12 protein-coding genes are annotated in these 11,313 nt (G+C 72.2%); 4 read left to right on the top strand and 8 right to left on the bottom strand.

Annotated features, from left to right (window positions below):
• Positions 1–153: 153 nt before the first annotated feature.
• The 8 genes from HGB44_RS13205 to hisD form a co-directional block, all read right to left on the bottom strand.
• The gene (locus HGB44_RS13205) at positions 154–735 is read right to left on the bottom strand and encodes a peptidoglycan-binding domain-containing protein (RefSeq protein WP_061083101.1); all 582 of its coding nucleotides are present in this window, start codon (positions 733–735) and stop codon (positions 154–156) included.
• Positions 736–1,083: 348 nt separating this feature from the next.
• The gene (gene hisF, locus HGB44_RS13200; RefSeq protein WP_061083102.1) at positions 1,084–1,857 is read right to left on the bottom strand and encodes an imidazole glycerol phosphate synthase subunit HisF; all 774 of its coding nucleotides are present in this window, start codon (positions 1,855–1,857) and stop codon (positions 1,084–1,086) included.
• Positions 1,854–2,615, bottom strand: coding sequence for a bifunctional 1-(5-phosphoribosyl)-5-((5-phosphoribosylamino)methylideneamino)imidazole-4-carboxamide isomerase/phosphoribosylanthranilate isomerase PriA (gene priA / locus HGB44_RS13195; protein WP_061083103.1), 762 nt, complete (start codon positions 2,613–2,615; stop codon positions 1,854–1,856). The genes hisF and priA overlap by 4 nt, the downstream gene beginning before the upstream one ends.
• 42 nt (positions 2,616–2,657) lie before the next feature.
• The gene (hisH, locus tag HGB44_RS13190; protein ID WP_061083104.1) at positions 2,658–3,317 is read right to left on the bottom strand and encodes an imidazole glycerol phosphate synthase subunit HisH; all 660 of its coding nucleotides are present in this window, start codon (positions 3,315–3,317) and stop codon (positions 2,658–2,660) included.
• A gap of 17 nt (positions 3,318–3,334) precedes the next feature.
• Positions 3,335–3,496: a hypothetical protein gene (locus HGB44_RS13185; protein ID WP_013154204.1), complete on the bottom strand. Its 162-nt coding sequence runs from the start codon at positions 3,494–3,496 to the stop codon at positions 3,335–3,337.
• A complete protein-coding gene (hisB, locus tag HGB44_RS13180; RefSeq protein WP_061083117.1) occupies positions 3,497–4,090 on the bottom strand; it encodes an imidazoleglycerol-phosphate dehydratase HisB in 594 nt (197 codons plus the stop codon). It lies immediately after the preceding gene.
• Positions 4,091–4,177: 87 nt separating this feature from the next.
• Positions 4,178–5,260 carry a histidinol-phosphate transaminase gene (locus HGB44_RS13175; protein ID WP_061083105.1) on the bottom strand — a complete coding sequence of 361 codons (1,083 nt, stop codon included), beginning with the start codon at positions 5,258–5,260 and terminating at the stop codon, positions 4,178–4,180.
• Between the two features lie 108 nt (positions 5,261–5,368).
• Positions 5,369–6,664, bottom strand: a complete 1,296-nt coding sequence (gene hisD / locus HGB44_RS13170; RefSeq protein WP_231972632.1) for a histidinol dehydrogenase — start codon at positions 6,662–6,664, stop codon at positions 5,369–5,371.
• A 247-nt stretch (positions 6,665–6,911) separates the two neighbouring features.
• Between hisD and HGB44_RS13165 the strand changes: the two genes are divergently transcribed.
• From HGB44_RS13165 to HGB44_RS13150, 4 genes are all read left to right on the top strand, one after another.
• Positions 6,912–7,472, top strand: a complete 561-nt coding sequence (locus HGB44_RS13165; protein ID WP_061083107.1) for a ferritin — start codon at positions 6,912–6,914, stop codon at positions 7,470–7,472.
• A gap of 191 nt (positions 7,473–7,663) precedes the next feature.
• Complete coding sequence (locus HGB44_RS13160) at positions 7,664–8,440, top strand: LON peptidase substrate-binding domain-containing protein (protein WP_061083108.1); 777 nt, start codon at positions 7,664–7,666, stop codon at positions 8,438–8,440.
• A gap of 434 nt (positions 8,441–8,874) precedes the next feature.
• On the top strand, positions 8,875–9,360 hold the full coding sequence (gene ybaK, locus HGB44_RS13155) for a Cys-tRNA(Pro) deacylase (protein ID WP_210751599.1): 486 nt from the start codon (positions 8,875–8,877) through the stop codon (positions 9,358–9,360).
• Between the two features lie 74 nt (positions 9,361–9,434).
• Positions 9,435–11,303: an AMP-dependent synthetase/ligase gene (locus HGB44_RS13150; protein WP_061083110.1), complete on the top strand. Its 1,869-nt coding sequence runs from the start codon at positions 9,435–9,437 to the stop codon at positions 11,301–11,303.
• Positions 11,304–11,313: the final 10 nt, after the last annotated feature.

The raw sequence follows: 11,313 nt of genomic DNA, 5'->3' as shown, positions 1-11,313 counted from the left end.
TCCACCGGATTGTTTCAGCGCACGGCGCGACGGGGCTATTCCGTCTGGTTCGGGGCGGAACGGGGCCCGGGCCCCGGGAGGGCGGGCCCGGACACCGCGGGAGAGGGCGCGTCCTGGTTCCCGGCGCGGGTCACCGGGGCGCCGCGGGGCCGGTCAGCGGGCGTAGTCCTGGTAGCTGATCACGGCGTGGAAGGAGACGGGCCCGAAGACACCGTCGACTCCGATGCCGAAGTACTCCTGGGCGTCGCGGACGGCCCGCTCCGTGGCGGGTCCGTAGACGCCGTCGGTGGCCAGGTGGGCGTTGAACTTGGCGTTGAGCTCGCGCTGGATCATGGTGACGACCGGGCCGGTGTCGCCGCGGCGGAACTGGTGCTGGCCGAAGACCAGCTCCTGGAAGTGCTCCCAGGTGTCGGGGTTGAGGTCGCCGTCGTCGTGCAGGCCGAAGGCCTCCTGGTAGGTGACGAGGGTGTCGTGGAGGTCCTGGTCGAACTCCAGGTCGAGCTCGCCGGGGTTGATCTCACCGTAGGAGAGCAGCATCTTGGCGGCGTAGACGTCGATGCTGGAGTCTCCGAGGGTGTACTCGGGCCAGACCTGGGACTCGATGGCGGCGAGGGCCTCGGGAGAGGTCTGGTCGAGGTCGTCCGCCAGGGCGGCGGGCGCGGTGGCGAGGGCGGTCGTCGCGGCGAGGGCGGCGGCCGCGAGAAGGGACGCGGCCCGCCCGGTGGTGGTGGACATGGAGAGGTTCCTTTCCCCTGTGGTCCCCGTGGTCGGTGCTACACGGCGGTTCGGTGTTACACACTGTTCGATGTGTGAGACCCGCGTCACGTTCACAAAATGCACGCCAATACCACCAAAAGGACACAGTTCTCTGCCCTTGTCCCTTTTTCTCAGCACATACGCCAACCGATTCGACGGCGTGCGCGTGTACGGGGCCGCCGAACGTAACCGGACTCCGGCCGGGGGCGGTGCCCGGCCAGGGGGCGGGCGGGCCCGTGCACACGGACGGCCTCCGCGCGCTCGCGAGCGCGCGGAGGCCGTGTGCCCGGAGCCAGCCGAGCCGTTCGGGGCCGGGACCCGCACCGCTCAGCGGACGGGGTGGCCCGCCTCGCGCAGGCTCTTCTTGACGTCGGCGATGGTGAACTGCCCGAAGTGGAAGACCGTCGCGGCCAGCACCGCGTCCGCGCCCGCCGCCACGGCCGGGGCGAAGTGCTCCACCGCGCCCGCGCCGCCGGAGGCGATCAGCGGCACCTCCACCCGCGAGCGCACCGCCCGGATCAGCTCCAGGTCGAAGCCCGACCGGGTGCCGTCGGCGTCCATCGAGTTGAGCAGGATCTCCCCCGCCCCCAGCTCCGCGGCGCGCTCGCACCACTCCAGGGCGTCGACCCCGGCGCTGCGGCGCCCGCCGTGCGTGGTGACCTCGAACCCGCTCGGGGTCGGCCGTCCGCCCTCGCGCACCCGGCGCACGTCGGCGGAGAGCACCAGCACCTGGCGGCCGAAGCGCTCGGCGATCTCCCGGATGAGCTCGGGCCGGGCGATGGCGGCGGTGTTGACGCCCACCTTGTCCGCGCCCGCGCGCAGCAGCCGGTCCACGTCGTCGGGGGTGCGCACCCCGCCGCCCACGGTCAGCGGGATGAACACCTGGTCGGCGGTGCGGCGCACCACGTCGTAGGTGGTCTCCCTGTCACCGCTGGAGGCGGTGACGTCGAGGAAGGTGAGCTCGTCGGCGCCGTCGGCGTCGTAGGTGCCCGCCAGCTCCACCGGGTCGCCCGCGTCCCGCAGGTTCTCGAAGTTGACGCCCTTGACCACCCGCCCGGCGTCCACGTCCAGGCAGGGGATGACGCGTACCGACACGCTCACCGCCGCACGCTCCCGGCCTCGCGCACCGTGGCCAGGGCGTCCTCCAGGGTGAAGGCGCCCTCGTACAGGGCGGTGCCCATGATGGCGCCCTCCACGCCCAGCGGCACCAGCGTGGCGATCGCCCGCAGGTCCTCCAGGCTGGAGACGCCGCCGCTGGCCACCACCGGCTTGTCGGTGCGCTCGCACACGGTGCGCAGCAGGTCCAGGTTGGGGCCCTTGAGGGTGCCGTCCTTCTGGACGTCGGTGACGACGTAGCGGGCGCAGCCCTCCGACTCCAGGCGCTCCAGGGTCCGCATGAGGTCGCCGCCGTCGCGGGTCCAGCCGCGCGCGGCCAGGGTGGTGCCGCGCACGTCCAGGCCGATCGCGATCCGGTCGCCGTGCTCGGCGATGATCCTCGCGCACCACTCGGGGTTCTCCAGGGCGGCGGTGCCGATGTTGACCCGCCTGCACCCGGTGGACAGGGCGGCGGCCAGCGACTCGTCGTCGCGGATGCCGCCGGACATCTCCACCTTCACGTCCAGGCGGCCGACGATGTCGCGCAGCAGGTCGCGGTTGTGGCCGCGGCCGAACGCGGCGTCCAGGTCCACCAGGTGGATCCACTCGGCGCCGGCGGACTGCCAGGCCAGGGCCGCCTCGAAGGGGTCGCCGTACTGCCCGCCGGAGCCCGCCTTGCCCTGGACGAGCTGGACGGCCTGGCCGCCCGCCACGTCCACGGCGGGGAGCAGTTCGAGTACGGGGGTGGTGGTCTCGCCGGTCATGGAGTCATCTCGTTCTCGTCGGTCGGTCGGAAAAACGGCGTGTCAGAGGGTGTCGACCCAGTTGGCCAGGATGCGGGCGCCCGTGTCCCCGGACTTCTCCGGGTGGAACTGGGTGGCCCACAGCGGCCCGTTCTCGACGGCGGCCACGAACGGCTCGCCGTGCTCGGCCCAGGTCACCCCGGGCGCGGGGATGCGCTCGTTGGTGGGTGTGAACCCCCACTCGCGCACGGCGTAGGAGTGCACGAAGTAGAAGCGGTCCTCGGGTCCGATCCCGGCGAAGAGCCGGGTGTCCTCGGGCGGGCGGACGGTGTTCCAGCCCATGTGCGGGACGACGGGCGCGCGCAGGCGGTCCACCGTGCCGGGCCACTCGCCGCAGCCCTCGGTGACCTCCTCCCCCGCCTCGGAGCCGGAGTCGGCGCGCTCCACCCCCTGCTCGAAGAGCACCTGCATCCCCACGCAGATGCCCAGGACCGGACGTCCCCCGGCCACACGCCTGCCGATGATCCGGTCGCCGCCAGCGGCCCGGAGGCTGGACATGCACGCGCTGAAAGCGCCCACGCCCGGGACGACGAGGCCGTCCGCGTCGAGGGCGGCGTGCGGGTCGGAGGTGACGGTGACGTCGGCTCCGGTGCGCTCCATGGCGCGCTGCGCCGAGCGCAGGTTGCCGGAGCCGTAGTCGAAGACGACCACTCGTGACGGCATGGTGCTGCCCTTCCCCTTCAGAAGTAGTCCAGGCGCAGTACGCCGGAGGCCAGCGCGAGCGCCGTGCATCCGGCCAGGACGACGGCGAGGGGCCGGTTGACCCTCCACAGGGCGTACGCGCCACCGGCGAGGAAGCCCCCGAGCACGATGAGGGCGATCCCCCACAGGTATCCGTCCATCTACAGGGCGCCCTTGGTGGACGGGATGCCGCTGACGCGCGGGTCGTCCTCGGTGGCCGCGCGCAGGGCGCGGGCCAGCGCCTTGAACTGGCACTCGACGATGTGGTGGGCGTTGCGGCCGTAGGGCACGCGCACGTGCAGGGCGACGCGCGCCTGGGCCACGAACGACTCCAGGATGTGGCGGGTCATGGTGGTGTCGTAGTCGCGGCCGATCAGCGGGGCCATGCCCTCGGGCTCGCTGTGCACCAGGTAGGGGCGGCCGGAGACGTCGACGGTGACCTCGGCCAGGGCCTCGTCCAGGGGCACCTTGGCGTCGGCGAAGCGGCGGATGCCGCGCTTGTCGCCCAGGGCCTCGCGGAAGGCGGCGCCCAGGGCCAGGGCCGTGTCCTCCATGGTGTGGTGGGAGTCGATGTGCAGGTCGCCCTCGGTGCGCACGGTCAGGTCGAACAGGCCGTGCTTGGCGAGCTGGTCGAGCATGTGGTCGAAGAAGCCGACGCCGGTGGAGACGTCGGCGACGCCGGTGCCGTCCAGGTTGATCTCGACCAGGACCTTGGTTTCCTTGGTGGTGCGCTCGACGCGTCCGGTGCGGCTCATGGTGGTGGGACTTCCTCGCTCGGTGCGGTGGGTGCGGGGCTCGGCCGGGTCGGCCCCGGCGGCGGTTTCGGGGTCGGCGGGCACGGCTCAGCGTCCGGTGGCGCGGAGCAGGGCCCGGCGGAAGGCGGCCATCTCCTCCGGGGTGCCGACGGTGACGCGCAGCCAGCCGGGCGGGCCGGTCTCGCGGATGAGGACCTGCTGGTCGAGCATGTCCTGCCAGACCCGGGTGCGGTCCTCGAACTCGCCGAACAGGACGAAGTTGGCGTCGGACTCGGCGACGGAGAAGCCGTGCTCGCGCAGCCAGGCGACCAGGGAGTCGCGTTCGGCGCGCAGGTCGGCGACGGCGGCGAGGAGTTCGTCGGCGTGGTCGAGCGCGGTGAGCGCGACCGTCTGGGTGACGGCGGACAGGTGGTAGGGCAGGCGGACCAGCTGGAGGGCGTCGACCACGGCCGGGTGGGCGGCCAGGTAGCCCACACGCGCACCGGCCAGGGCGAAGGCCTTGGACATGGTGCGCGAGACGACGAGCCTGGGGTGGTCGGGCAGCAGGCTCAGCGCGCTGGGCGTGCCCTCGCGGCGGAACTCGGCGTAGGCCTCGTCCACGACCACGACGCCGGGGGCCGCCGCGAGGACGCGCTCGGTGTCGGCGAGGTCCAGGGCGGTGCCGGTGGGGTTGTTGGGCGAGGTGAGGAAGACGACGCTGGGCTGGTGCTCGGCGATGGCGGCCAGGGCGGCGTCCACGTCGATCCGGAAGTCGGCTCCGCGCGGCACGGACACCCAGCCGGTTCCGGTGCCCCGGGAGATGATCGGGTGCATGGAGTAGGAGGGCTCGAATCCCATGGCGACCCGGCCGGGGCCGCCGAAGGCCTGGAGGACCTGCTGGAGGACCTCGTTGGAGCCGTTGGCCGCCCACACGCGGTCGGCGGTCAGGCCGTGGCCGAGGTAGGCGGCCAGGCCCTCGCGCAGGCGGACCGCGTCCCGGTCGGGGTAGCGGTTGAGGCCCAGGGCGGTGTCGGCTACCGCCTCGGCCAGCGCCTTGGCCAGGCGCGGTGAGGGCGGGTGCGGGTTCTCGTTGGTGTTGAGCACCACGGGCACGTCCAGCTGCGGCGCGCCGTAGGGCGAGCGGCCGCGCAGGTCGTCGCGCAGGGGCAGGTCGTTCAGGGTGAAGCTCACGGTTGCACGCTCATGGTCGGTCGGAGGCGGGCGGGTGCGCGCGGGTCGCGGCCGGTGCGGCCGCGGGGTCCGCGCTCCCGGGTCCCGCCGGGCGGGTGGCCGTCGGGCTCAGGCCGGGTCCGTGCGCGCGGCGACGGCCTCGCCGTGCGCGGGCAGGTCCTCGGCGTTGGCCAGGGCGACGACGTGGTGGGCGACGTCGGCCAGCGCCTCGCGGTCGTACTCGACCACGTGCACGCCGCGCAGGAAGGTCTGCACGCTCAGGCCGCCGGTGTGGCAGGCGCAGCCGCCGGTGGGCAGCACGTGGTTGGACCCGGCGGCGTAGTCGCCGAGGGAGACCGGCGAGAAGTCGCCGACGAAGATCGCGCCCGCGTTGCGCACGCGCGCGGCCCACGCGGCGGCGTCGGCGGTCATGACCTCCAGGTGCTCGGCGGCGTAGGCGTTGACGACGGCGAGGCCGTGGTCGAGGTCGTCGACCAGGACGATGCCGGACTGCGGGCCGGACAGGGCCTCGCGGACGCGGTCGCCGTGCTTGGTGGCGGCCACGCGTACGGCGAGGCGGTCGGTGACCGCCTCGGCGAGCGCCTCGTCCGGGGTGACCAGGACCGAGGCGGCGACGACGTCGTGCTCGGCCTGGCTGACCAGGTCGGCGGCGACGTAGTCGGGGTTGGCGGTGGCGTCGGCGAGGATCGCGATCTCGGTGGGACCGGCCTCGGCGTCGATGCCGATGACACCCTTGAGCAGGCGCTTGGCCGCGGCCACCCAGATGTTGCCGGGGCCGGTGACCATGTCGGCGCGCTCGCAGGGGCCCGCCCCGTAGGCGAACATGGCGATGGCCTGGGCGCCGCCGACGGCGTAGACCTCGTCGACGCCGAGCAGGGCGCAGGCGGCGAGGATGGTCGGGTGCGGCAGCCCGCCGAAGGCGCTCTGGGGCGGTGAGGTGACCGCCAGGGAGCGCACTCCCGCCTCCTGGGCGGGGACGACGTTCATGACGACGCTGGAGGGGTAGACGGCCCGGCCGCCCGGCACGTAGAGGCCGACGCGGTCGACGGGGATCCACTTCTCGGTGACGGTGCCGCCGGGCACGACGCGGGTGGTGTGGTCGGTGCGGCGCTGGTCGCGGTGGACCGTGCGGGCGCGGCGGATGGACTCCTCCAGCGCGGCGCGCACGGTGGGGTCGAGGCCGTCCAGGGCGGCCTCGATCGCGTCCTTGGGCACGCGGATGTCGGTCAGTCTCACGCCGTCGAAGCGCTCGGTGAGTTCGACCAGGGCCTCGGCACCGCGATGGCGTACGTCCTCGCACAGGGGGCGTACGCGCTCGGCGGCGGCCGCCACGTCCAGTTCCGCGCGCGGAAGGGCCTGACGCGGGTCGCCTTGGGTGCCTCGGAGGTCGATTCGACTGATCACGGTCCCAGTCTAGGGGGAAGTGCCCATTCGGTGGGCGGTGCCGTCCGGATGATGGACGCCACACGCGCGCCACCGGCGGGTACGCGCCGGTCCGGGAGGTCGCCGACGGGGCTCCCCGCACACCCGCATAAGTGCGCCCTAAGTTTGGGACACCTAACCTTATTAATCTTCAGAAAGGCTTGCCTAAGAAATTCGAGTCACACCGATAAATGTCGCGAAATGCTTTTGTGTGCGTTATCGTGTACCCATGACTTCGAACAAGAGCAGCGATATCGGCCTTTCCAAGTTCCACCGGCTCCTCGTCGACCAGGTGCGGCACGAGTTCACGGCCTCGCACCAGTACGTGGCCATCGCCGCCTGGTTCGACGACCACGACCTGCCCCAGCTGGCGCGGGTCTTCTACGAGCAGTCCCTGGAGGAGCGCGACCACGCGATGATGATCGTGCGCTTCCTCCTGGACACCGACGTTCCGTTCTCCCTTCCGGGCGTGGACGAGATCGAGACCGATTTCGCCGTGCCCCGGGACCTGGTCGCCCTGGCCCTTCGCCAGGAGCGCGAGGTGACCGACCAGTTCCAGCGCCTGGCCAAGGTCGCCCGCGACGAGGACGACTACACCGGCGAGCAGTTCCTCCAGTGGTTCATCCAGGAGCAGACCGAGGAGGTCGCCAAGATGTCGACCCTCCTCAACGTGGTGGACCGCGCCAACGGCAACCTGTTCGACGTGGAGACCTTCGTCGCCCGCGACATGCCCAGCGAGGACAGCGGCGGCCAGGGCGCGCCCGGCACCGCCGGTCCGTCGGTCTCCTGACCCCGCGACCCGGGACCGCCGGCCGCCTCCGGGCGGCCGCCTCCGAGGCCCGGGGCACCGGACGCCCGTTCCAGAGGGGGGACGCGGGCGCCGTGCCCCGGGCCGCTCCGCGTGGCGGGGGCCGTGGCCGGACGGGGACGCGCCGCCGGTTTCGGCGCCCGCGTTCCCGGCATGAGGGGCATACTGGAACCATGCCCTTGGCCCTGCCGATCTTCCCGTTGAACACCGTGCTGTTCCCCGGTATGACCGTTCCCCTGCACGTCTTCGAGCGGCGCTACCGCCGACTGGTCGCGGAGCTGCTCGGGCCCTCCTTCGCCCAGGGGGACGAGATCGGGCGCGGCCGGGGGCCGCTCAGGTTCGGTGTGGTGTGGATCGAGCTGGGCCAGGAGGTGGCCTCGGAGTCCGGCCAGGGCGCGGGCGGCGCCGACACGGGGACGCCCACCACCGGTGGAGCGGGCACCGCGCTGCCCCGGATCAGCGCGACCGGGTGCACCGCCCTGGTGCGCGACGTGCGCACCTACGAGGACGGCCGCTACGACCTGGTCGTGGAGGGCGGCGCGCGGTTCTCCATCACCGACCTGTCGGAGGTGGACGCCTCCTCCCCGGAGGAGTACTCGACCGCTTCGGTGGCCTTCCTGCCCGAGTCCACGGGCCCGGACGTGGAGGAGCACGCCGAGCGGGTGCGCGACCTGTTCGGGACCTACTCCCAGCGCCTGGCCTCGATCGGGATGTCGCCGGACGCCTCGCCCGACCTGCCCAAGGACCCCATCGCGCTGTCCTACGCGGTGGCCTCGGCCGCGGTCCTGGACCAGGCGGAGAAGCAGCGGCTGCTGGAGGCCGAGGACGCCGCGACCCGGCTGGCCGTGACCGCCCGTTTCCTGCGCCGGGAGAACCGCATCGTGGCCGCTCCCACACTGCCCAACCTCCCCGCGGGCCCTTTCCTCAACAACGGCGTGTCGTTCAACTAGGCAGCGTTTCTTTGGACCTCCGCTCGCTTCGGTCCGTGTTCGGGCGCCCGAAGAACGGGAATCGGGCTGAAGGAGCGCAGTGGCGTCTACGGTGAGACGGCTCGTTCCTCGCAGTCTCACCTCCGCCGCCTCCAGAACCCCGTGGGCGCCCGAACCAACCCCCCTACGCTGAGACACGTCCAAAAAACAGACCCCCGGCCTCAGCGCGCCCCGGAGTGCGCGGCGCGTTTTCCGGTCCCTTTCCGGACCGAAGGTCCCGATACCGGTTGTCCAGCGGAGGAAACACCGCCTTTCCCCGCACGCCTGCGCGCGGTCCGGCCCCGTGTTGGCCTAGCCTGCTGTGCGGACCGGTGCGGCGTGCCCGGAACTCCGACCCGGGCTGTTGCGACGCACGCACCAGCGCGTTCGCGCGCAGAGAAGGAACCAGGTACTCAATGAGCGCAAAAGCCACACCCGCGACCGTGGCCGCCGGGCGGACCAAGACCACGTACACACTGCACCCGTACGAGGTGGACGGCTCCTCGGACGGGCACTCCTACGGCACCGACGCGGCCGACGCGCTCGGCGTCCCCCGCGAGCACGTCTTCAAGACCCTGATCGCCGAGGTGGACGGACAGCTCACCGTCGGGGTGGTGCCCGTCAGCACCACGCTCGACCTCAAGGCGCTGGCCGCCGCGGTCGGCGGCAAGAAGGCGGCCATGGCCGATGCGGCCCTGGCCGAGAAGGCCACCGGGTACGTGCGCGGCGGGATCAGCCCCCTGGGCCAGCGCAAGCGGCTGCGCACCGTGATCGACGCGTCGATCACCGAGCTGCCCACGGTCTACGTCTCGGCCGGGCGGCGGGGTTTGCAGATGGAGCTCAAGCCCCGGGACCTGATCACGCTCACCGAGGCGGTCACCGCACCGATCAGCGCCTCCTGAGCTCGGACGGGGACCGTTTCCGAGGGCGTGCGCGGGCTGTTGCCGGGTTACCTACCCAGGGGTAGTTTTGTGACATGCGCAACAATTCATCCCCCTTTTCCTCCGTTCCCGGTATGTTCCTCTCCCGCGTCGCCGAGTCAGCCGACTCCGAGGCGTTCAGCCATCCCCTCCCCGGCGCGTCCGGCGCCCCCGAGAAATGGGAGACCCTCACCTGGTCGCAGACCCGTGACCGGGTGCGCGACATCGCGTTGGGCCTGCACGACCTGGGCGTGACCCCCCAGGCCCGGTGCGCGATCGTCTCCAGCACGCGCGTCGAGTGGATCCTCGCCGACCTGGCCGTGCTGTGCGCGGGCGGCGCCTCCACCACCGTCTACCCCTCCTCCACCCCGCCCGACTGCGCCTACATCGTCTCCGACTCGGGCAGCATGGTGGCCTTCGCCGAGAACGACGAGCAGGTCGCCAAGCTGGTCGACCAGCGCGCCCAGATGCCGGGGCTGTCGCGGGTGATCGCCTTCGAGGGCGCGGCCGGGGGCGACGACGACTGGGTGATGTCCCTGGAGGAGCTGACCGCCCGGGGCGCCGAGATCCACGCCGGGGATCCCGACCTGTTCGAGGCGCTGGTCGCGGCGGTCGAGCCCGACCACCTGGCCACGCTGATCTACACCTCCGGCACCACCGGCAGGCCCAAGGGCGTGCGCCTGGACCACGCGAACTGGCTCTACGAGTCCCAGGCCATGGCGGACCTGGACACCGAGCTGCGCGCACAGGGTTGGGACCTGATGGGCGCCGACGACGTCCAGTACCTGTGGCTGCCGCTGTCGCACGTGTTCGGCAAGCTCATGCAGGTCAGCCAGTTGCGGATCGGCTTCCGGACCGCCGTGGACGGCCGCCCCGAGCGGATCGTGGACAACCTGGCCGTCGTGCGGCCCACCTTCATGGCCGCCGCTCCGCGCATCTTCGAGAAGGTGTACAACCGCGTGGTCATGCAGGCCCGGGAGGGCGGCGCGGCCAGGTACCGGATCTTCCGGTGGGCCGCGGGGGTGGGCGACCGGGTCGCCCGGCTCAGGGAGGAGGGCCGCGAGCCCAGCGGGCTGCTCGCCGCGCAGTACCGGGTCGCCGACAGGCTCGTGTTCGCAAGGCTGCGGGCTCGCTTCGGCGGGCGGCTGAAGTTCTTCATCTCCGGCAGCGCGCCGCTGTCCCCCGAGATCGGCCGGTTCTTCTACGGCGCCGGGATCGTCATCCTGGAGGGCTACGGGCTCACCGAGACCAGTGCCGGGACGTTCGTCAACCGCCCCGGCGACGTGCGCTTCGGCACGGTCGGACTGCCCATGCCCGGCACCGAGGTGCGCATCGCCGAGGACGGCGAGGTCCTCATCCGGGGCGGCGGCGTGATGCGCGGCTACCACAACCTCTCCGGCGCCACCGAGGAGGTGCTCACCGCGGACGGCTGGTTCGCCACCGGCGACATCGGCGCCCTGGAGAACGGCCGCCTGCGCATCACCGACCGCAAGAAGGAGCTGATCAAGACCTCCGGCGGCAAGTACGTGGCGCCCCAGAGCATCGAGAGCCGCTTCAAGGCGCTGTGCCCCTACGTCAGCAACCTGGTCGTGCACGGCGACCGGAGACCCTACTGCGTGGCGCTGGTGGCCCTGGACCCCGAGTCCATCGACGCCTGGGCGGCGGAGCACGGGTTGGGCCACCTCAACTACACGGGCCTGACGCGGGAGCCGAGGGTCCGGGAGATGGTCCAGGAGGCCGTCGACGAGCTCAACAGGGGCCTGCCCCGGCACGAGACCGTGAAGAGGTTCGCGATCCTGCCGAGCGACCTGACGATCGAGGAGGGCGAGATGACGCCCAGCCTGAAGATGCGGCGGCGGGTGGTCGAGGACAGGTACCGCGACCTGCTCGACGGCATGTACGAGGAGAGCGTCCGCGGGCTCTGAGGACAGGGGC

Source organism: Nocardiopsis alborubida, from assembly GCF_012396365.1.
Classification (GTDB): domain Bacteria; phylum Actinomycetota; class Actinomycetes; order Streptosporangiales; family Streptosporangiaceae; genus Nocardiopsis; species Nocardiopsis alborubida.
This window is presented reverse-complemented; position numbering and strand designations above follow the sequence as displayed.